Genomic DNA, 20,425 nt, shown 5'->3' with positions numbered 1-20,425 from the left:
CATGCACGTCCGCCTGCTTTCGTCACTGGCCGACGTGGCCGCTAGCCAATGGGATGGTCTGCTGGCCGAGCCGCATCCTTTCGTCAGTCACGCCTTCCTGCATGGCCTGGAAGCGCATGGCTGCCTGCGTGAAGACTGGGGCTGGACACCACGCCATCTGACTTTGTGGGACAGCGGGCAACTGATCGCCGCCGCACCCGGCTACGAGAAGCACAACTCGCACGGCGAGTTCGTATTCGATCACGCTTGGGCGCAGGCGTATGCGCGGGCCGGCCTGGATTACTTTCCCAAGTGGTTGTTCGCAGTGCCCTACTCGCCCGTGACCGGGCCGCGACTGCTCGCGCGCAGCGAGCTTGCCCGCGTCGCCTTGCTGCGGGCCATGACCGAACAGGCGCAGCAGGACGTCTGGTCCTCGGCACACGTCAACTTCCATCGCGAAGACGAAGACGCGGCGTTCGACAGCACCTGGCTGCGCCGTTTGGACGTGCAGTACCACTGGCGCAACGACCGGGGCTGGCGCGACTTCGACGGATTTCTGGCCAGCTTCGATCACAAGCATCGCAAGAACATTCGCCAGGAACGGGGCAAGGTGGCCAAGGCCGGCGTGACTTTTCGCGTGGTCCACGGTGACGAAGCCAGCGATGACGATCTGATCGCGATGTTCGGTTTCTACCTGATGACCTTCCGCGAGTACGGCAACTCGCCGGCGCTGACTCTGGCCTTCCTCCGCCACCTGGCGCGGACGCTGCCACGACAGCTGGTCATGTTCCTGGCCGAGCGCGATGGCGAAGTCATCGCCGGCGCCCTGTGCCTGCGCGGAGGCGACACCCTCTACGGTCGCTATTGGGGCGCGCACACCACCCTGCCCGGCCTGCATTTCGAGACCTGTTACTACCAGGGCATTGATTACTGCCTGCGCGAAGGCCTGCGCGTGTTCGAGCCGGGCGCCCAGGGCGAACACAAGCTGGCCCGCGGTTTCCTGCCTACGCTGGTGCGCAGCCGGCATTGGATTGCGGAACCCACCTTCCGCGACGCCCTGCGTGAGTGGTGCGGCGAAGAGGCCCTCGCCATCCAGCGCTATGCGCGCAACCTGGCGGCGCATTCGCCGTTCAAGCAGCCACCTTCCGTTGAGTGAACCGCTGACGGATGGGGTCGGCACAGAAGTGCCTCCTGCAGTGGCTCTTAGAGTGGCTGTGGGTGTGGGAGGGGCTTCAGCCCCGACTCGAACCAAGCCGATGCGCTACCTTCCGAAACGGCGACAATGCCGGCATGAGCCAACGCCCTTATCTGCTGTCCGATGATCCGCAGGCGCCGTTCCCGCCTGCGGAATGGGCGCTGCGGCAACCGGATGGCTTACTGGCCGTCGGTGGCGACTTGAGCCTGCCGCGCCTGCTCAACGCCTATCGCGGCGGCATCTTCCCCTGGTTTTCGGAGGGCGAACCGTTGCTGTGGTGGTCGCCGAATCCGCGCGCGGTGTTCCGCACCGACGGCGTGCATCTGAGCCGGCGTTTCCGCCGCGAGCTGCGCGATTGCACGTGGACGGTGCGCGCCGATACCTGCTTCACCGACGTGGTGGCCGCCTGCGCGGCCCTGCGCGCCGGCCAGGACGGGACCTGGATCACCGATGCCATGCGCCAGGCCTATGGCGAGCTGCATCGGCACGGCATTGCCCATTCGATCGAAGTCTTCGACGGTGACCGTCTGGTAGGCGGCCTGTATGGCCTGGCCATTGGCCGGGCTTTCTTTGGCGAGAGCATGTTCAGCGCGGTCAGCGGCGCCTCCAAGGTCGCGTTGGCGACGCTGGCGCAGGTGTTGCACGGCTGGGACTTCCCGCTCATCGATGCGCAGGTGGCCAACCCGCATACGCGCAGCCTCGGCGCCGAACCCTGGTCGCGCGAACGGTTCCTGGCGTGCATCCGCCAGCAGGTGGACCTGCCCTTTGCTCCGGGCCACTGGCGCGAGCGCTTCAGCCCGCGCAAGGCCGCTTCACTGGCCCACGGGCCCGACCATTAACGGTTTTTTTGCACGAAAGGCCCGGTCGGCGTACAATCGCGGACTTTATCGCCCCGGGCCATGCTGGCCCACACACCACAGGTCTGCATGTCGAAAGACGATTCCATCGAGTTCGAAGGTACGGTCACCGAGACCCTGCCGAACACCATGTTCCGGGTGAAGCTGGAAAACGGGCACGAAATCATCGCCCACATCTCCGGCCGCATGCGCAAGAACTACATCCGCATCCTGACTGGCGACAAGGTCAAGGTCGAAATGACCCCTTATGACCTGACCAAGGGTCGCATCACCTATCGTATGAAGTGACGTGAACTAAAGTTCGCAAGTCATTGAAAAAGAAAGCGGCCATTGGCCGCTTTCTTCGTTTCTGACGTGGCGTGCTCTGGCGCCTGGCGTGCCGGTCAGTTGACCGTGGCCGGCAACAGCTTCTCCGGCTCGGCCTGGCTGTCCACCACCAGTTCGCCATCGCGGACATCGATGCTGACGCGGCCGCCATCGACCAGCTTGCCGAACAGCAGCTCGTCGGCCAGCGGGCGCTTGACCTTGTCCTGGATGATGCGAGACATCGGTCGTGCCCCCATCAGCGGGTCGAAGCCATGCTGGGCCAGCCAATCGCGTGCGGCCGGGGTAGCCGACAGGCTGACGTGCTTCTCCTGCAGCAGCATCTCCAGCTCGATGAGGAACTTGTCCACCACGCGCAGGATGTGGTCGAAGCCCAGCGCCTGGAACTGCACCACCGCGTCGAGGCGGTTGCGGAATTCCGGGGTGAAGCTGCGGCGGATCACTTCCATCGCATCGGTGGAATGGTCCTGCTGGGTAAAGCCAATCGAACGACGCGAAGCCTGGGTGGCGCCGGCGTTGGTGGTCATCACCAGGATCACGTTCTTGAAGTTCGCTTCGCGTCCGTTGGTATCGGTCAGCACGCCGCGATCCATCACCTGCAGCAGGATGTTGAAGATGTCCGGGTGGGCTTTCTCCACCTCGTCCAGCAGCAACACGCAGTGCGGGGTCTTGACGATCTTCTCGGTCAGCAGGCCCCCCTGATCGAAGCCGACGTAGCCCGGAGGTGCGCCAATCAGGCGGCTTACCGAATGCGGCTCCATGTACTCGGACATGTCGAAGCGGACCAGTTCGATGCCCAGTTGCAGGGCCAGCTGCTTGGTCACCTCGGTCTTGCCCACGCCGGTGGGACCGGCGAACAGGAAGTTGCCGATCGGCTTGTCCGGATTGGCCAGGCCCGAGCGGGCCAGCTTGATTGCCGAGGACAGGGTCTCGATGGCCGGATCCTGGCCAAAGATCACCATCTTGAGGTTGCGTTCCAGGTGCTTGAGCACGTCCTTGTCGGACGAGGTCACCTGCTTGGCCGGGATGCGCGCCATCTTGGCCACGATGATCTCGATCTCTTCGATGTCGATCAGTTCCTTGCGCTGCGCTTCGGGCAGCAGGCGCTGGCGGGCGCCGGCCTCATCGATCACGTCGATGGCCTTGTCCGGCAGCAGGCGATCGCCGATGTGCTTCACCGACAGGTCCACTGCCGCCTGCAGGGCTTCGTCGGCGTAGGTCACGCCGTGGTGGGCCTCGTACTTGGGCTTGAGCCCCTGCAGAATCTGGTAGGCCTCGCCCACGGTCGGCTCGACGATGTCGATCTTCTGGAAGCGACGGGCCAGGGCACGGTCCTTCTCGAAGATGCCGCGGTATTCCTGGAAGGTGGTCGAGCCGATGCAGCGCAGCTCACCCGACGCCAGCGCAGGCTTGATCAGGTTGCTGGCATCCATGGTGCCGCCACTGGCCGAACCGGCGCCGATGATGGTGTGGATTTCATCGATGAAAAGGATGGCGCCGGGAATCTTGCGGATCGAGGCCAACACACCCTTCAGGCGCTTCTCGAAGTCGCCGCGGTATTTGGTGCCGGCGACGAGCGCGCCCAGGTCGAGCGAATAGATGGTGGCGTCCAGCAGCACGTCCGGCACTTCGCCATCGATGATGCGCTTGGCCAGGCCTTCGGCCAGGGCGGTCTTGCCCACGCCAGCCTCGCCCACGTAGAGCGGATTGTTCTTGCGGCGGCGGCAAAGCACCTGGATGGTCCGCTCGACTTCGTCGGCGCGGCCTACCAGCGGATCAATCTTGCCCTGCCGGGCCAGGTCATTGAGGTTGCTGGCGAACTCGGTCAGGGCGTCGCCCTTGCCCTCGCCATCCAGGCCCTCGGCCTTGCCCTCGCCTTCCTGGCTGCCCTGGGTTTCGCCGTCCTCACCCTGCTTGGCGATGCCATGCGACAGGTAATTGACCACATCCAGGCGGGTCACGTCCTGCTGGTTGAGGAAGTAGACCGCGTGCGAATCCTTCTCGCCGAAGATGGCCACCAGCACGTTGGCGCCGGTGACTTCCTTCTTGCCGGAAGACTGCACGTGATAGACCGCGCGCTGGAGCACGCGCTGGAAACCCAGCGTGGGCTGAGTATCGCGACCGTCATCTTCGGCCAGGCGCGAGACCGACGCCTCGATAGCCTGCTCCAGGTCGTGCTGGAGCCGGCTGGTGTCGGCGCTGCAGGCCTTGAGCACCGCCTGGGCCGACGGGTTTTCCAACAGCGAGAGCAGCAGGTGCTCCACCGTCATGAATTCGTGTCGGGCTTCCCGGGCGCGCTTGTAGCACTGGCCGATGGTTTGCTCGAGATCTTTACTGAACATGGTTGCCTCCGTCCGATGCCGACAATATGCGGCCCCAAGGGTGAATTTCCATCACCCTCCCGGATTTCAGTGTTCAGGAAACGTTGCCTTGCAACCGGCCCCGACGCCCCCACAACCCTGGAATCTCAGGACTTCTCCATCGTGCACAGCAACGGGTGCTGGTTCACCCGTGAAAACTCGTTCACCTGCGCCACCTTCGACTCTGCCACTTCGCGCGTGTAGACGCCGCACACGGCGCGTCCCCGGGTATGCACGTGCAGCATGATCTGGGTGGCCTTCTCAAGGTCCATCGTAAAGAACTGTTGCAGCACCACCACGACAAAATCCATCGGGGTGTAATCGTCGTTGAGCAGCAGCACCTGGTACTGCGGAGGCGGCGCCACTTCCGGCTTGCTGGTCTCCACCATCAGGCCATGGTCGTGGTCGCGTTCGTTTTCATTCCTGCGTGGCATGGCCCAATTATACGGATTGGACGCCCGTCCGGCTTGCACGCACAATTAACCGGTCATCCTTGGAACCACCCTATGAAGGTTATCGCCTCCGCTCTCCTGCTCTCGTGCGCCACCCTTGCCGTGCCCGCCGGGGCCGCCGACGCCGATCCGGCCGTGGCCAGGCAGCTCAAGGAACTGGGCTACGAATACCAGGTGGATGAGGACGGTGATTACAAGGTGCTGATGGCCACCGGCGACAACGACGAGCGCAGCCAGATTGTGTACATCCGCTCGCAGGTGGAGACCTATGGCAACCACCGCGTCCGCGAACTCTGGTCCTACGCCTACCAGTCGCCGGCCGACGCCCTGCCCGCGGTGGTGGCCAATCGACTGATGGAAGCCTCCAATGCGCTGATCATCGGCTCGTGGGTCAAGCAGGGGCGCAGCGCGGTATACGTGGCCAAGATTGCCGCCACCGCCAGCACCGGCGAACTGGAAGACGCCATTGCCGCCGCCGCTGTCTCGGCCGATGCCATGGAACTGGAACTGGCCACCGACCCGCAGAAATCCGATGAGTATTGAGGCCCGCCCGTGAGCTATCGCGAAGGCCGTTTCTGGCAGCCCGACGTGACCGTGGCCACCGTGGTGGTGCGCGACGGCAGGCTGTTGCTGGTCGAAGAACGCGCCCAGGGCAGACTGGTGCTCAACCAGCCGGCCGGACACCTGGAACCGGACGAAAGCCTGCTCGATGCCGCCCTGCGCGAAACCCGCGAGGAAACCGGCTGGGACGTGCGCCTGACCGCCTTCGTCGGCGCCTACCAGTGGAAGGCCGAGGAAACCGGCCGCCACTACCTGCGCTTTGCCTTCGCCGCCGAACCGCTGCGGCATGACCCGGCGCGTCCGCTGGACGAAGGCATCGTCGACACCCATTGGCTGACCCCGGCCGAGCTGCAGCAGGCCCAGGCCCGCCATCGCAGCCCGCTGGTCTGGCAGGCGGTGCAGGATTTCCTCGGTGGTCGGCGCTATCCGCTGGACATGTTGCAGCTGATGCCATGAGCGTGCCGCGGATCATTGTCGGCGTGTCAGGCGGCGTGGATTCGTCGGTGGCCGCGCTGCGCCTGGTGCAGCAGGGCGAGTCGGTCGCCGGCTTGTTCATGCAGAACTGGGCCGATGACGGCAGCGGCGATTGCCGCGCCGAGGAAGATCGCCGTGATGCGGTCTCGGTCTGCGGTCGCCTGGGTATCCCCTTCCATTTCCGCGATTTCTCGCAGGAATACTGGCAAGGCGTGTTCGAACATTTCCTCGCCGAGTACGCGGCCGGCCGCACGCCCAATCCCGACGTGCTGTGCAATCGCGAAGTGAAGTTCAAGCATTTTCTGGATGCGGCACGCGAACTGGGCGCGGAGAAAATCGCCACCGGCCACTACGCGCGCGTCGCCTTCGCCGATGGCCACTGGCAGTTGCTGCGTGGCGTGGATCGCAACAAGGACCAAAGCTACTTCCTGCACCAGTTGGGCCAGCAGCAACTGTCGGCGACCTTGTTCCCGATTGGCGAGATGCAGAAATCCGAACTGCGCGCGGTGGCGCGCGAAGCCGGCCTGCCCACGCACGACAAGAAAGACTCCACCGGCATCTGCTTCATCGGCGAGCGCGATTTCCGCGAGTTCCTCGGCCGTTACCTGCCCGCGCGCGCCGGTGAGATGCGCGATCCGCAGGGCCAGCGTATCGGCGAACATCCGGGCGTCTTCTACTTCACCCTGGGCCAGCGCGAAGGCCTGCAGATCGGCGGCGTGCGCGGTCGTCCTGCGGCGCCCTGGTACGTGGTGGGCAAGGATGTGGCGAACAACATTCTGTACGTGGATCAGGACACCCAGAGCCCGTGGCTGCAGTCGCACGTACTGCACTCCGAAGTCGCGCACTGGACGCGTGGCAGCGCACCGGCGCGGCGCTTTGAATGCACTGCGCAGACCCGCTATCGCCAGGCCGACGAAGCCTGCACGGTCAATGTCGCCGATGACGGCACGCTGACGGTGGAATTCGCCCGTGCCCAGCGTGCCGTCACGCCGGGGCAGTCGGTGGTCTTGTATGACGGTGACAGTTGTCTGGGCGGCGCGGTGATCGCCTCCACCGACGCCCCCCTGGAACGAAGAATCGCGGAGCAAGCGGCGTGAGTGCATCTTTTTCTGACCGAGTGCTGGCCCTGGCCGCGCTCGCCCAAGCCCTGCAACAGGTGCGCCGTATCGCCGAAACCGGACATTCCGATGCCGCGGTGGTGCAGACCGCGCTGGACAGCGTGTTTCGCATCGATGCGGTCGACACGCGCGCGGTGTTCGGCCACACCCAGTCATTGCAGGCCGGCTTGCGCCTGCTGCGCAGTTACTTCAGCGGCGACAACCAGGATGACGCCTTGCCGCGCCTGGGGCTGTCGGTGCTGCAACTGGAGCGACGTTTCATCCGCGACCATGCGTTGGCCAACGAAGTTGCGCAGGGCGTGGAGCGCCTGTCGGCGCAGGCGAGCCAGAATGCCAGTACCCATCCGGAAGTGATTGCCGGCCTCGGCGGGCTGTATGCCGATACCCTGAGCCAGCTCAAGCCGCGGGTGATGGTGCAAGGCAATCCGCACTACCTGGGCCAACCCGGCGTGGTCGCCGAGATCCGCGCGATCCTGCTGGCCGCCGTGCGCGCGGCGGTGCTGTGGCGGCAGCTGGGCGGCAGCTACTGGGACTTCCTGTTTTCGCGTCGCGCCATGGTGCAGGCGATCGACGCGCACCTGTCGTGATCGCGTTGTTTCGGCACTGAATCCGCGATCCCGACGCCATTCGTCGGCCGCAATGCCGGTTTTGTCCGCCTCGCGCAAAGCGCGGCGTTCTCGTTCATGTCGTCTGAAAGGGACAACGACGGAGCGTGGCGATGGACACGGACCGCAAATGGACGGTATCGGAAGACAAGTGGAACGAGTTGGCCGCACGCCTGGACGTGGAAGTGGCCGCACTCAAGGCGGTGGCGCTGGTGGAATCCAGCGGCAGCGGATTCCTGCCCGCGCCGGATCGACGCCCCAAGATCTTGTTTGAAGGCCATGTCTTCCATCGGCTGACGGCGGGTCGCTTCAGCGCCAGCCATCCCAACCTCAGTCATCCCAAATGGGATCGCAAGCAGTATTCCGGTAGCGCGCGCGGCGAGTGGGAACGCCTGGAAAAAGCCGCGGCGCTGGATGCGGCCGCGGCCATGCAATCGGCCAGCTGGGGCGCGTTCCAGATCATGGGTTTCAACTATGCGCTGTGCGGATTCGACAGCGTCGGCCGCTTTGTCGAAGCGCATTCGCGCGATGCCGAGGCGCAGGTGGAAGGCTTTGCCAACCTGGTGGGTCGTGCGCGTTCGCCGTTGATCGCGCCACTGCGGGGCAAGCAATGGGCGACCTTCGCCCGCCTCTACAACGGCCCCGGATACAAGAAGAACCAGTACGACACCAAAATGGCCGATGCCTACGCGCGGCTGGGCGGAAAGAGTCGCGCCGGACGCGCTGCCAAGTCGCTTGTAGCGAGCCCCCTGCCGCCTGGTAGGCCGGAAATGGCGCCGCTGGAACTGCTGGAATCGCCGCTGGCCGCCGAGCGCATCGGCCGCAACAACCGCATCCTCAATGTGCGCCCGGACGCCGTGGATCTGCGTGACTGGGAATACCAGCCGCCGGTCTCCAGCGCACCGCACGATGTGCACTACCCCAATGACACGCGGCCCATCCTCAACCAGGGCCAGACCAGCGCCTGTACCGGTTACGCGCTGGCGGTGGTGATCGAATACCTGCTGGTGCGCGCCGGCCGCCACGTGGAGCCGGTATCGCCGCACATGCTCTACAGCATGGCGCGCCGCTATGACGAGTGGGCGGAAAACGATGACGGCGGCGAAGACGTGGACAGCGGCTCCTCCCTGCGTGGCGCGCTCAAGGGCTGGCTGCGGCATGGCGCATCGACCGCACGGCTCTGGCCCGAGGTGGCGATGCCCAAACCCAAGCCGAAGGCCGAATCGGACTGGTGGACAGACGCCATCAAGCGTCCGCTGGGCGCGTACTACCGCATCAACCCCAAGTCATTGCGCGACATGCACGTGGCCATCGATCAGGTTGGCGCGCTGTACGCCAGCGGCCTGAGCCATCGCGGCTGGCAGGAGCTGTTCCGCGCTGAAGCGCGCGTGCGCCCGGAAGATCCCGTGCGCCTGAGCGTGATCCGCTGCCTGCGCGGCGATCCCGATGGCGGCCACGCGTTCGCCATCGTCGGCTACACCCGCGATGGTTTCATCATCCACAATTCCTGGGGCGATGAGTGGGGCGATGGAGGTCTTGCGATCCTGAGCTACAGCGACTGGCTGGAAAACGCCATGGATTGCTGGGTCGCACAGCTGGGCGTGGTCACCGCCGAACACGAAGCCATCGCCAAGGCGGTGTCGCTGCGCGTGGACCCCAACGATCCCTCACGTCGGGCGGTGGTCTCCAGCAACCCGGTGCTGGCCGCGCACGAGCTCAGTCCTTTCATCATCAACATGGAGAACAACGGCCGCCTCAGCAGCCGTGGCCAGTTCCGCACGCAGGAGTCGGACATCGACGCCCTGCTCGGCATCCACCTGGTCGAGGCCTGCAAGGAATGGTCGATTGGCAGGGACGGCACGGTCGATGTGGCGATCTACGCGCATGGCGGCTTGAACAATGAAGACGCTGCGGCGGCGTCCGCGCGCTTTTGGGTGCCCAAGCTCTACAACGAGCGCATCTTCCCGATTTTCCTGATGTGGGAAACCGGCGCCATCAAGACCGTGGTCAACCTGATCGAGGACAAGATCGTCAGCGATGCCTCCGCGCGTGCCGGCGGCGCCTGGAGCCGTTTCAAGGACGAACTGAAGGAATTCTGGAACGAGCGCATCGAGACCCTGGCGCGCCCCATCGGCCGTCCGCTGTGGCGGGAGATGAAGGAAAACGCCGGCAAGATCGGCTCCGACCCCCGCTCCGGCGTCGGCCTGTTGTTCAAGCGCTTCAAGAGCCAGCAAGCCAAGCTGCCGAAGATTCGCCTGCACCTGATCGGCCACTCGGCCGGCGCCATCCTGCACAACCATCTGGGCGAAAGCGCGATTGGCGCGGACTTCAACTTGCGCTCGGTCTCGCTGATTGCGCCGGCGGTGCGGGTGGACGAATTCAACCAGCGGCTGGGCAAGGCGCCGCTGGGCACGCAGGCAAAACTGCTGATCGCGCATCTGACTGACGCGGCCGAACGTTCGGATTCGACCTGCAAACCCTACGGCCACTCGCTGCTGTACCTGGTGTCGCGCTCGTTCGAAGACCGCAGCGAAACTCCCATCCTAGGCCTGGAACGCGACCTGGTGCCGGCACGCGCCACCCTGCCCTGGGGCGCGCGCACGCTCGCGGTGTCCAGTCCGCAATCGACGCTGGCCAGCCTGCCCAGCGCCAGCAGCCTGCGCGAGTCTTCCAGCCGGCCCACCGAAGCCGTCACCCACGGCACGCTGGATGACGACAAGGCATTGCAAGAGTTGATCTTCGAGATGATCCGCAAGGCATGAGCCGCGCCGCGCGGCAGGAGGGACGCGCGTTGGCCGCTCGAGACATTCCCGGAACTGGCGCAGGAGGTGCCCGCCATGGATCGCACATTCGCTGTGGTGTTGCGAGCGCATCGGCCATACCGAGTCGTCGACTTGAGCCGATGTGTCTTGTACGCGCTTCTGCTGTGGCTGGCGATTCAAGGGCAGCCAGCAAATGCGACAACTGCCGAGGTGGCGCCGACCTACTACACCAACGACCTGCTACAGCCCCTGGATCCTTTAGCCAGCATGGATCAGAACGACAGTACAGGCTGGCGCGCGGCAGTGGCATTGGTGGCCGATCCGGTGGATACGCGCTTGGGCCGCTCGTTCGATATCCAGGTCGCCACGCTGGTCCGCAATTTCCAGTTGAATGGCTACGTGCTGCAAGGCCATGCGCTGCCGTGGCGCGCGGCTGGCAAGGATCCGGCGGATGCCCGCCCTCACCAACGTCTGCCCGGCGTACTGCTGTTCCGCCGGGATCTATGGCGCGAGCGGGCGGACATCCAACCCGCAGTGGTCTACTTTGTTCTGTACCTGGTCGGTGAGTCGCCGGTATTCGGTGTGCAGCGCATCGCCATGTGCAAGGCCGTGCTCCGCGCGCGCAGCTTGAATGCCGGCCATCGCAGCGCCCTGCCCGGCGAGCTGGTACGCTGCGACGAAAGTCCGAAGCACGCACCGTCCGCCCGCGCTGGTGAGTACGACACAGCTTGGGTGCAGGTACTGGGCCCGACCTTTTCCGGCTCCATGACGTCGCTGGCGGAAGTGGCACGACAGTCCAGCGTGCATCTGGACCTGATGAGCCCATCGGCTACCGTGGACAGCAACGCTCTCCTGCTGCAGAACGCCGTAGCGCAGGGACACCTGCGATACCGCAGTTACGTGCATTGGCAGCAGCATCAGCAGCTGGAAACGCTGTTCGCCTATCTCTGGCAGCACCACGGCGTTTGCCCGGGAAGCGTGGTGATCCTGGCTGAGCAATCCTCCTTCGGCGAAGGTGCGCAGCGTGTGGAACTGCTGAAAGAAGCGGCGCGTGATACACCCTGCCAAGGCAAGCAGGCGCCGCAACTGATGCAGTTTCCGCAGAACATTGCCGCCATCCGCGCGGAACACGCTCAGATGCAGGCTCGCAACAAGGGCGATGTGTCGCTGTCGCTGGTGCCCAACCAGAATCTGGAGCTCGACATGCAGGACGCCGGCATCAGCCTTGACCTGCCGCCGGTGTACCAACCCTCCCTGACCTCGCGTTCCGACGAGCTGAGCCTGCAACAGCTGATGGACAAATTGTCCGTACAAATAAAGCCGCGGGCCGTGTTGGTCGTGGCCACGGATATCCGTGATCGGCTCTACATGCTGGATGTGGTCCGCCAGGCGACGCCGTCCGCACTGCCGGTGACACTGGAAGGCGATCATTTGCTGGCGCACCCTGACTACCGCAGCAGCAATCGTGGCACGCTGATGCTGCCGCACACGCGCATGCAACTTTGTTACACGCGCGAGGACCGCGATGCCATCTGGCATGAGTGCGGATGGAAAGCCTCCGGGAGCAATGAGCGCGAGCGCTCACGCCGCACTCGCGAGGAGTGGCGGGCGGCCGCTTCGCGTGACCGCGCCGAGCATCCTGACCGGGAAAGGCGGCGGCTCAACTTTGCCACCGACTACGCCGCCGGCTTGTTCCGCGCCAGCCAGGTACTGTTGAATCCGAGCCTGACACCACCGCCGGAGGACAAGGCACGCGGTTCGCGGCGCATGACCGTGGTCACGCTGGCTGGTACCCAGCAGATCGAATTCTCAGGCAGTGATGGCGATTCCACCGGCAGCATGGGCACCTTGATCGCCTCGGACTGGCGCACCCTGTCGGCCAATTTCCTGCTGCCGATCATGTGGGGCGCCAGCTCGCTGTTGCTGGCGGCCAGCCTGTGGCTGTGGGGTTCGTCGCGACCAGGCCGCACCATCCTGCCTGCATTCCGCCATGCTGTACGGGAAGTCGAATGGTGGATGCGTGCACTGCCGAAGTGGACACGCGATCGTTTGCCCATGAGCCGCCGCCTGCAAGAACCGCCAATGCGTAGTGACCGCACTCCGGACATCATGGTGACGTTGCTGTGCTTGCTCAGCCTGCTGCTGTTCGTCACCTTGCTGGTCGACTGGCTGCAAATGTTGTGGGTCGCCCACAGCGCCGGTACCGACGCGATATCTCGTGCAAGCAATCCTGCGCTGGGCAATTACATGCGGCTCGTGCATGGGCGCGATGCCGGCATGGCCGCCATCCTGATGGGTCTGTACCTGTGGCTGGTGTTGCTGGTGCTTGCACGCTTGCATGCATGGAATCAGCGTTGCCATGGGCACTGGCGTGGCGGCGTCGTCCATCCCGGCCGCAATCCGCACGCCGCCCGCGATTTTCACGGCTCCGCACTGATCATTGCCCTGTTGCTGTCGGTGCCGCCCTTGCTGGCCTGGTGCGTGCGCCGGCCGGTCACGGTGGATGACACCACCCCTACGGTATTGATGTCGTTCTTGATCCTGCTGGCGTGCGTGTATTTCCTGTTGCAGGCGTTCCTGCAGGCCCACCGCCTCTGTTGCCTCACGCGCGACATCCGCCAGCAGGTCATGGATGAATTGCCCAAGCGGCTGATTCCCGCCGGCTGGCCCAGTCCTCGCCATCTGGGCATTGCCCCCAGTTCACCGCTGACGGTGGTTTTCGGCGATGGCGACTGGCATTCGCTGGACAAAGGCGGCGAGGACTGGCCGCTGGCGCCGCCGCCGCGCCGGCTCAACAACTGGAGCGAACAGCACGACCCCGACGACATCAGGGTCTGGCAGGACCGCACCGTGGCCGAACTGAAGTTCGCCCTGGTGACCGTGCGAAGCTGCTTGTGGGCGGCCTTCATCGGCCCGGTGACCGTGCTTGCGATGATCCATGTGCACCCTTTCGCGTTCGAGTGGGAGCACAGCATGATCGCGCTGGGCATGATGTTGCTCGCCCTGGCGGCCAGTGCCTACATCACCTATCGCGCGGAACAAGCCACGTTGATTGGCCAGATGTTCACCCAAGACGGTGCGCGCGTGTCCTTTACCGATCTATTGCAGGCCATGGGCGGCAAGTTGGTGCTGGCGGTAACCGTTTTGGCGGCCACGCTGTCACCTGACCTGGGCAACTCGCTGCAAGGGATGCTGGGTCTTTTCAAGTTCTGAGAAGCCCGACTGCCGCCTGCCACAAAAGAAAACCCGGCACCGGGCCGGGTTCTCTATTTCGCGCGAGACCTGACTGATTACGCAGCCACGGTATCCGCCACATCCTTGTAATCGGCAATCTGATCAAAGTTCATGTAGCGGTAGATCTCGTTGCTGCTGGCGTTGAGCACGCCGATGTCGGCCATGTACTCGGCCTTGGTCGGGATGCGGCCCAGGCGCGAGCAGATGGCGGCCAGTTCGGCCGAACCCAGGTACACGTTGGAGTTGCGGCCCAGGCGGTTGGGGAAGTTGCGGGTGCTGGTGGAGAACACGGTGGCGCCCTCCTTCACCTGCGCCTGGTTGCCCATGCACAGCGAGCAGCCCGGCATTTCCATGCGCGCACCGGCGGTGCCGAAGGTGCCGTAGTGGCCTTCCTTGGTCAGTTCGGCGGCATCCATCTTGGTCGGCGGGGCCACCCACAGCTTGGTCGGGATGTCGCGCTTGCCTTCCAGCAGCTTGGACGCCGCGCGGAAGTGGCCGATGTTGGTCATGCACGAACCGATGAAGACTTCGTCGATCACCGCGCCGGAGACTTCCGACAGGGTCTTCACGTCGTCCGGATCGTTCGGGCAGGCGACGATCGGCTCGTGCACGTCGGCCAGATCGATTTCGATCACGGCGGCGTATTCGGCATCGGCATCGGCCTTGAGCAGCTGCGGGTCGGCCAGCCAGCCTTCCATCGCCTTGATGCGGCGCTGCAGGCTGCGCGGATCCTGGTAACCCTCGGCAATCATCCACTTCAACAGCGTGATGTTGCTGTTGATGTACTCGATGATCGGTTCCTTGTTGAGGTGCACGGTGCAACCGGCGGCCGAACGCTCGGCCGAGGCATCGGACAGCTCGAACGCCTGCTCCACCTTCAGATCCGGCAGACCTTCGATTTCCAGGATGCGGCCGGAGAAGATGTTCTTCTTGCCCTGCTTGGCCACGGTCAGCAGATCCTGCTTGATCGCGTACAACGGAATGGCGTTGACCAGATCACGCAGGGTCACGCCCGGCTGCAGCTCGCCCTTGAAGCGCACCAGCACCGATTCCGGCATGTCCAGCGGCATCACGCCGGTGGCCGCGGCGAAGGCCACCAGGCCCGAACCGGCCGGGAACGAAATGCCCACCGGGAAGCGCGTATGCGAGTCGCCGCCGGTGCCGACGGTGTCGGGCATCAGCATGCGGTTGAGCCAGCTGTGGATCACGCCGTCGCCCGGACGCAGCGCAATGCCGCCCCGGTTGCTGATGAACGCCGGCAGCTCGTGGTGGGTCTTCACGTCGACCGGCTTGGGGTACGCGGCGGTGTGGCAGAACGACTGCATCACCAGGTCGGCACTGAAACCCAGGCACGCCAGATCCTTGAGCTCGTCGCGGGTCATCGGGCCGGTGGTGTCCTGCGAACCCACCGAGGTCATCTTCGGCTCGCAGTAGGTGCCCGGGCGCATGCCCTTGCCTTCCGGCAGACCGCAGGCGCGGCCGACCATCTTCTGCGCCAGGGTGAAGCCCTTGCCGGTGTCGACCGGGTTCTGCGGCAGTCGGAACAGCGTGGACGGCGCCAGGCCCAGCGCTTCGCGCGCCTTGGCGGTCAGGCCGCGACCGATGATCAACGGAATGCGGCCACCGGCGCGCACTTCGTCGAACAGCACGTCGCTCTTGACCTGGAATTCGGCAATCACCTCGCCGTTCTTCAGCGCTTTGCCGTCATACGGACGCAGCTCGATCACATCGCCCATTTCCATCTTGGACACATCGAGCTCGATCGGCAGCGCGCCGGCGTCTTCCATGGTGTTGTAGAAAATCGGCGCGATCTTGCTGCCCAGGCAGACGCCGCCGAACTTCTTGTTCGGGATGAACGGAATGTCCTCACCGGTCCACCACAGCACCGAGTTGGTCGCCGACTTGCGGCTGGAACCGGTGCCGACCACGTCGCCCACATAAGCGACCGGGTGACCCTGGTTGGCCAGCGACTGGATGAAGGCGATCGGGCCGCGCTTGCCGTCCTGTTCCGGAGTGAAGGCGGCGCCTTCGCGGGTGTTCTTCAGCATCGCCAGGGCGTGCATCGGGATATCCGGGCGTGTGGTCGCGTCCGGCGCCGGCGAGAGATCGTCGGTGTTGGTTTCGCCCGGCACCTTGAACACGGTGATGGTCAGGCTCTGCGGCACTTCCGGCTTGCTGGTGAACCATTCGGCATCGGCCCAGCTCTGCAGCACGGACTGTGCGTTGGCATTGCCCTTCTGCGCCTTGTCCTGCACGTCGTGGAAGGCGTCGAACATCAGCAGGGTGTGCTTGAGCGCGTTGGCGGCGATCGCGCCTACCTGGGCATCATCCAGCAGTTCCACCAGCGGATGGATGTTGTAGCCGCCCAGCATGGTGCCGAGCAGTTCGGTGGCGCGCTCGCGGCTGATCAGTGCGCAGGCTTCGCTGCCGAAGGCCACGGCGGCCAGGTACGAGGCCTTGACCTTGGCGGCGTCATCGACGCCGGCCGGCACGCGGTTGGTGATCAGATCCACCAGGAATTCGGCTTCACCGGCCGACGGCGCTTTCAGCAGCTCGATGACGTCGGCGGTCTGCTGGGCGGTCAACGGCAGCGGCGGGATTCCCAGCGCGGCGCGCTCGGCAAGATGGTGGCGGTAGGCTTCCAACATGGGTGGCTCCGGTGTTCGGTGAAAGACGGGAAACAGGTGGCGTTACGGGGTGTCTCAGGCTTGTTCGGCAACAGGCACGATCAACTTCAAGCCCTTGAAGTAGTCGCGGTAGAAACGGTCATCGCGGGTGATCAAGCCATTGCACTGCAGCAGCGCATGGGCGCCAATCAGGAAATCGGGCACGGCGCGCGCCTGCAGGCTGTCGCGCTGGCGGTGGCGGCGCTGCATCTCGCCCGCGCGCAGGGCCGACTTGGCTTCCAGCGGGCTGAAACGGATGCTCATCTCTTCCAGCACCGCCAAGGCTTCGGAGCCGTCGCGCAGCGCGCTGCACACTTCGGCCAGGGCCACGTCGCAGATCACCACCGGACCTGCACTCAGGCATTGGCGCAGGCAGGCTTCGGCGGCGTCGGCCTGCGGGCCGTCGGCCAGCAAATCGATCAGCACGGAGGAATCCAGGGCGATCATTGCGCGTCAGTCCCGGACGGCTCGTCGGCGGTGGCCGATGCGGCGACCAGCGGCTCGCCCGGGGCGCGGCCGCGGATGGCGCGCATGGCGTCGTCGGTGCTGTCGAAGCCATCCAGCTTGAAACGGCCGCGGGCACGCGAGACCGCGTCATCCACGCTCTTGCGCAGGACGATACGGCTGCCTTCCAGCTCCACTTTCAGCACGCTGCCCTTGGTCAGGCCCAATGCATCACGCACGGCCTTGGGCAGGGTGATTTGGCCGCGTTCGGCGACGGTGGCTTCCATGGCGGGCTCCCGCTGGGGTATGCGGCAATTATACGTACTTTTTCATGCATACTCCACCGGCAAGCCCCGCTCCCGGTAGAGGAGCAGAACTTCACTCGATGGTCGTATCGGGCCCTCCACGCAATCCGTGGATAATGAACGGCAGTACCGAACAAGACGCCACGGATGTGCGGCCCGACGCACCTCGTCGCGCGCCCTCCCCCAGCTACAGGAGCCTCCCCATGAGTGATTCCTTCGCCACCCGCAGTCGTCTGGACGTCAACGGCGAATCTTTCAGCTACTTCAGCCTGCCCAAACTGGGTCAGCGCTTCGACATCGCGCACCTGCCCTACTCCATGAAGATCCTGCTGGAGAACCTGCTGCGCTGCGAGGACGGGGTGACCGTCACGCCGGACCATATCCAGGCGGTGGCGCAGTGGAAACCCGATGCCGAGCCGGATACCGAAATTGCCTTCATGCCGGCGCGCGTGGTGCTGCAGGACTTCACCGGCGTGCCCTGCGTGGTCGACCTGGCGGCGATGCGCGATGCCGTGGTCAAGCTGGGCGGCAATCCGGATCAGATCAATCCGCAGATTCCGTCCGAACTGGTGATCGATCACTCGGTGCAAGTGGATGTGTTCGGCAAGCCCGACGCGCTGGATCTCAACGGCAAGATCGAGTTCGACCGCAACAAGGAGCGCTACAGCTTCCTGCGCTGGGGCCAGAAGGCGTTCGATAACTTCAAGGTGGTGCCGCCCAATACCGGCATCGTCCACCAGGTGAACCTGGAAAACCTGGCGCGCGTGGTGATGACCGCGCAGAAGGATGGCGAGTTGCTGGCCTATCCGGATACGGTGTTCGGCACCGATTCGCACACCACCATGATCAACGGCATCGGCGTGCTGGGCTGGGGCGTGGGTGGCATCGAGGCCGAGGCGGCGATGCTCGGCCAGCCTTCTTCGATGCTGATTCCGCAGGTGGTGGGCTTCAAGCTGACCGGCAAGTTGCCGGAAGGGGCGACCGCTACCGACCTGGTGCTGACCGTCACCCAGATGCTGCGCAAGCTGGGCGTGGTCGGCAAGTTTGTCGAGTTCTATGGCGATGGCCTGCAGCATCTGCCGCTGGCCGATCGCGCCACGATTGGCAACATGGCGCCGGAATACGGCGCCACCTGCGGCATCTTCCCGATCGACAACGAATCCCTGAACTATCTGCGTCTGTCCGGCCGCAGCCCCGCGCAGATCGCGCTGGTCGAAGCCTATGCCAAGGCGCAAGGCCTCTGGCACGACGCCAACAGCCCGCACGCCAGCTACAGCAATACGCTGGAACTGGACATGGGCGACGTCAAACCTTCACTGGCTGGCCCCAGGCGTCCGCAGGATCGCGTGTTGCTGGAAAATGTGCAGCAGAATTTCCGCGACAGCCTGGTGCCGTTCGTGGAAGCGCGCGACAAGCGCAGCCCGGCCATCGCCGATTTCGTCGCTGAAGGCGGCGGTTCGGCCGTAGGCAACGAGGCGCTGAGCCGCGGCTACGCCGACATCCAGACCGAAGGCAAAACCGTGCGTTTGAAAGACGGCGCGGTGGTCATTGCCGCCATCACTTCGTGCACCAACACCTCCAACCCCGCGGTGATGATTGGCGCGGGTTTGCTCGCGAGAAACGCCGCGGCCAAGGGCTTGGATCGCAAGCCGTGGGTCAAGACCTCATTGGGACCAGGCTCGCGCGTGGTCACCGATTACCTGGAAAAGGCCGGTGTGCTCGATGACCTGGAGAAGCTGGGCTTCTACGTGGTCGGCTACGGCTGCACCACCTGCATCGGCAACTCCGGCCCGCTGCCGGTGGAAGTCAGCGCCGGCATCGCCACCGGCGATCTGGTGGTGACCTCGGTGTTGTCGGGCAACCGCAATTTCGAAGGCCGCGTGCACCCGGAAGTGAAGATGAACTACCTGGCCTCGCCGCCACTGGTGGTGGCCTACGCGATTGCCGGCACCACCGATATCGATCTGACCCGCGAACCTCTTGGCATTGGCACCGATGGCGCGCCGGTGTACTTGAAGGACATCTGGCCGAGCAATGGCGAGATTGGCGATTTCATCGCCAAGACCATCGGCCCGGAAATGTTCGCCAAGAACTATGCCGACGTGTTCAAGGGCGATACGCGCTGGAACACCATTGCTTCGCCCGACGGCGATCTGTACGCCTGGGATGGCGAGTCCACTTACATCAAGAACCCGCCCTATTTCGAAGGCATGACCAACGCCATCGGTACCATCGCCGATGTCCACGGTGCGCGCGTGCTCGGCCTGTTTGGCGATTCCATCACCACCGACCACATCTCGCCTGCCGGCAACATCAAAAAGGATTCGCCGGCCGGGCGTTTCCTGATCGCGCGTGGCGTGCAGCCGGTGGACTTCAACAGCTACGGCAGCCGCCGTGGCAATGATGACGTGATGGTGCGCGGCACCTTCGCCAACATCCGCATCAAGAACCTGATGTTCGGCGGCGAGGAAGGCGGCAATACCCTGCACTTCCCGGCCGGCGGCGGTGCGCCGGAGAAGCTGTCCATCTACGACGCGGCCATGAAGTACAAGGCCGAGGGCGTGCCGCTGGTGGTGTTGGCCGGCAAGGAATACGGCACCGGCTCCTCGCGCGACTGGGCCGCCAAGGGCACCAACCTGCTCGGGGTCAAGGCGGTGTTTGCCGAGAGCTTCGAGCGCATCCACCGCTCCAACCTGGTCGGCATGGGCGTGCTGCCGCTGCAGTTCCTGGAAGGCGAGAACGCGCAGACGCTGGGCCTGGATGGCTCGGAAGTGTTCGACATCACCGGCCTGCAGGACGGTGCGTCCAAGCGCGCCACGGTCACCGCCAAGCGGGCGGATGGCAAGCAGATCACCTTCGAAGCCAAGGTGCTGCTGCTGACGCCGAAGGAAGTCGAATATTTCCGTCACGGCGGTCTGCTGCATTACGTGCTTCGCCAGTTGGCGGCGCGCAAGGCAGCCTGACGAACGCGGGCCGGGCGGAAACCCGGCCCTCCTACCGCAATGTCGCATCGGCGGCTCCGCCCAGTGGTTGCCGGTTGCTTCGCTGTTCCGCGTGGTGGGCAGATAGGGACCATGCCGTGGTCCCAT

15 protein-coding genes are annotated in these 20,425 nt (G+C 64.7%); 10 read left to right on the top strand and 5 right to left on the bottom strand.

The window, feature by feature from the left end:
- Window position 1: 1 nt before the first annotated feature.
- From B5X78_RS18000 to infA, 3 genes are all read left to right on the top strand, one after another.
- Entirely contained in the window at window positions 2-1,135 is a 1,134-nt protein-coding gene (locus B5X78_RS18000) for a GNAT family N-acetyltransferase (RefSeq protein ID WP_079726090.1), read from the top strand.
- A gap of 134 nt (window positions 1,136-1,269) precedes the next feature.
- The gene (gene aat, locus B5X78_RS17995; protein WP_079726089.1) at window positions 1,270-2,013 is read left to right on the top strand and encodes a leucyl/phenylalanyl-tRNA--protein transferase; all 744 of its coding nucleotides are present in this window, start codon (window positions 1,270-1,272) and stop codon (window positions 2,011-2,013) included.
- Between the two features lie 87 nt (window positions 2,014-2,100).
- Window positions 2,101-2,319, top strand: coding sequence for a translation initiation factor IF-1 (infA, locus tag B5X78_RS17990; RefSeq protein ID WP_079726088.1), 219 nt, complete (start codon window positions 2,101-2,103; stop codon window positions 2,317-2,319).
- Between the two features lie 95 nt (window positions 2,320-2,414).
- Here the strand turns inward: infA and clpA are convergent, their stop codons facing one another.
- Window positions 2,415-4,697, bottom strand: a complete 2,283-nt coding sequence (gene clpA, locus B5X78_RS17985) for an ATP-dependent Clp protease ATP-binding subunit ClpA (RefSeq protein WP_079726087.1) — start codon at window positions 4,695-4,697, stop codon at window positions 2,415-2,417.
- Window positions 4,698-4,822: 125 nt separating this feature from the next.
- The gene (gene clpS / locus B5X78_RS17980) at window positions 4,823-5,149 is read right to left on the bottom strand and encodes an ATP-dependent Clp protease adapter ClpS (protein WP_079726086.1); all 327 of its coding nucleotides are present in this window, start codon (window positions 5,147-5,149) and stop codon (window positions 4,823-4,825) included.
- Between the two features lie 72 nt (window positions 5,150-5,221).
- On the opposite strand from clpS, the gene B5X78_RS17975 reads away from it, so the two are divergent.
- The 6 genes from B5X78_RS17975 to B5X78_RS17950 all read left to right on the top strand — a co-directional run bounded on the left by B5X78_RS17975 (window position 5,222) and on the right by B5X78_RS17950 (window position 13,900).
- On the top strand, window positions 5,222-5,710 hold the full coding sequence (locus B5X78_RS17975; protein ID WP_079726085.1) for a hypothetical protein: 489 nt from the start codon (window positions 5,222-5,224) through the stop codon (window positions 5,708-5,710).
- Between the two features lie 9 nt (window positions 5,711-5,719).
- Window positions 5,720-6,184, top strand: a complete 465-nt coding sequence (locus tag B5X78_RS17970) for an NUDIX hydrolase (RefSeq protein WP_079726084.1) — start codon at window positions 5,720-5,722, stop codon at window positions 6,182-6,184.
- Window positions 6,181-7,299: a tRNA 2-thiouridine(34) synthase MnmA gene (gene mnmA / locus B5X78_RS17965; RefSeq protein ID WP_079726083.1), complete on the top strand. Its 1,119-nt coding sequence runs from the start codon at window positions 6,181-6,183 to the stop codon at window positions 7,297-7,299. The genes B5X78_RS17970 and mnmA overlap by 4 nt, the downstream gene beginning before the upstream one ends.
- Window positions 7,296-7,907 (top strand): high frequency lysogenization protein HflD, encoded by a 612-nt coding sequence (hflD, locus tag B5X78_RS17960; protein ID WP_079726082.1) that lies wholly within the window; start codon window positions 7,296-7,298, stop codon window positions 7,905-7,907. Before mnmA ends, hflD begins: the two co-directional genes overlap by 4 nt.
- A gap of 131 nt (window positions 7,908-8,038) precedes the next feature.
- A complete protein-coding gene (locus tag B5X78_RS17955; protein WP_079726081.1) occupies window positions 8,039-10,687 on the top strand; it encodes an N-acetylmuramidase domain-containing protein in 2,649 nt (882 codons plus the stop codon).
- A gap of 147 nt (window positions 10,688-10,834) precedes the next feature.
- Window positions 10,835-13,900 carry a hypothetical protein gene (locus tag B5X78_RS17950; protein ID WP_176140902.1) on the top strand — a complete coding sequence of 1,022 codons (3,066 nt, stop codon included), beginning with the start codon at window positions 10,835-10,837 and terminating at the stop codon, window positions 13,898-13,900.
- A 77-nt stretch (window positions 13,901-13,977) separates the two neighbouring features.
- Here B5X78_RS17950 and acnB read toward each other — a convergent pair whose 3' ends face one another.
- Genes acnB through B5X78_RS17935 form a run of 3 tightly spaced genes read right to left on the bottom strand, consistent with a single transcriptional unit; the run spans window position 13,978 to window position 17,318 of the window.
- The gene (gene acnB / locus B5X78_RS17945) at window positions 13,978-16,569 is read right to left on the bottom strand and encodes a bifunctional aconitate hydratase 2/2-methylisocitrate dehydratase (RefSeq protein WP_079726079.1); all 2,592 of its coding nucleotides are present in this window, start codon (window positions 16,567-16,569) and stop codon (window positions 13,978-13,980) included.
- A 54-nt stretch (window positions 16,570-16,623) separates the two neighbouring features.
- On the bottom strand, window positions 16,624-17,034 hold the full coding sequence (locus B5X78_RS17940) for a type II toxin-antitoxin system VapC family toxin (protein WP_079726078.1): 411 nt from the start codon (window positions 17,032-17,034) through the stop codon (window positions 16,624-16,626).
- Window positions 17,031-17,318 carry an AbrB/MazE/SpoVT family DNA-binding domain-containing protein gene (locus B5X78_RS17935; protein WP_079726077.1) on the bottom strand — a complete coding sequence of 96 codons (288 nt, stop codon included), beginning with the start codon at window positions 17,316-17,318 and terminating at the stop codon, window positions 17,031-17,033. Before B5X78_RS17935 ends, B5X78_RS17940 begins: the two co-directional genes overlap by 4 nt.
- Before the next feature lie 221 nt (window positions 17,319-17,539).
- Here B5X78_RS17935 and acnA point away from each other — a divergent pair, with 221 nt between their 5' ends.
- Window positions 17,540-20,299 (top strand): aconitate hydratase AcnA, encoded by a 2,760-nt coding sequence (gene acnA / locus B5X78_RS17930; protein WP_079726076.1) that lies wholly within the window; start codon window positions 17,540-17,542, stop codon window positions 20,297-20,299.
- Window positions 20,300-20,425: the final 126 nt, after the last annotated feature.

The organism is Pseudoxanthomonas indica (assembly GCF_900167565.1).
Classification (GTDB): domain Bacteria; phylum Pseudomonadota; class Gammaproteobacteria; order Xanthomonadales; family Xanthomonadaceae; genus Pseudoxanthomonas_A; species Pseudoxanthomonas_A indica.
The sequence above is the reverse complement of the archived record's forward strand: the minus strand, read 5'-3'. Positions and strand labels throughout refer to the sequence as shown.

What these genes read in the sequence shown, in the direction of transcription:
- aat (WP_079726089.1), top strand. Translation starts at nt 1,270, where the DNA reads ATGAGCCAACGCCCTTATCTGCTGTCCGATGATCCGCAGGCGCCGTTC.
- B5X78_RS17975 (WP_079726085.1), top strand. Translation starts at nt 5,222, where the DNA reads ATGAAGGTTATCGCCTCCGCTCTCCTGCTCTCGTGCGCCACCCTTGCC.
- B5X78_RS18000 (WP_079726090.1), top strand. Translation starts at nt 2, where the DNA reads ATGCACGTCCGCCTGCTTTCGTCACTGGCCGACGTGGCCGCTAGCCAA.
- B5X78_RS17940 (WP_079726078.1), bottom strand. Translation starts at nt 17,034, where the DNA reads ATGATCGCCCTGGATTCCTCCGTGCTGATCGATTTGCTGGCCGACGGC.
- clpS (WP_079726086.1), bottom strand. Translation starts at nt 5,149, where the DNA reads ATGCCACGCAGGAATGAAAACGAACGCGACCACGACCATGGCCTGATG.
- acnA (WP_079726076.1), top strand. Translation starts at nt 17,540, where the DNA reads ATGAGTGATTCCTTCGCCACCCGCAGTCGTCTGGACGTCAACGGCGAA.
- acnB (WP_079726079.1), bottom strand. Translation starts at nt 16,569, where the DNA reads ATGTTGGAAGCCTACCGCCACCATCTTGCCGAGCGCGCCGCGCTGGGA.
- mnmA (WP_079726083.1), top strand. Translation starts at nt 6,181, where the DNA reads ATGAGCGTGCCGCGGATCATTGTCGGCGTGTCAGGCGGCGTGGATTCG.
- B5X78_RS17955 (WP_079726081.1), top strand. Translation starts at nt 8,039, where the DNA reads ATGGACACGGACCGCAAATGGACGGTATCGGAAGACAAGTGGAACGAG.
- B5X78_RS17935 (WP_079726077.1), bottom strand. Translation starts at nt 17,318, where the DNA reads ATGGAAGCCACCGTCGCCGAACGCGGCCAAATCACCCTGCCCAAGGCC.
- clpA (WP_079726087.1), bottom strand. Translation starts at nt 4,697, where the DNA reads ATGTTCAGTAAAGATCTCGAGCAAACCATCGGCCAGTGCTACAAGCGC.
- infA (WP_079726088.1), top strand. Translation starts at nt 2,101, where the DNA reads ATGTCGAAAGACGATTCCATCGAGTTCGAAGGTACGGTCACCGAGACC.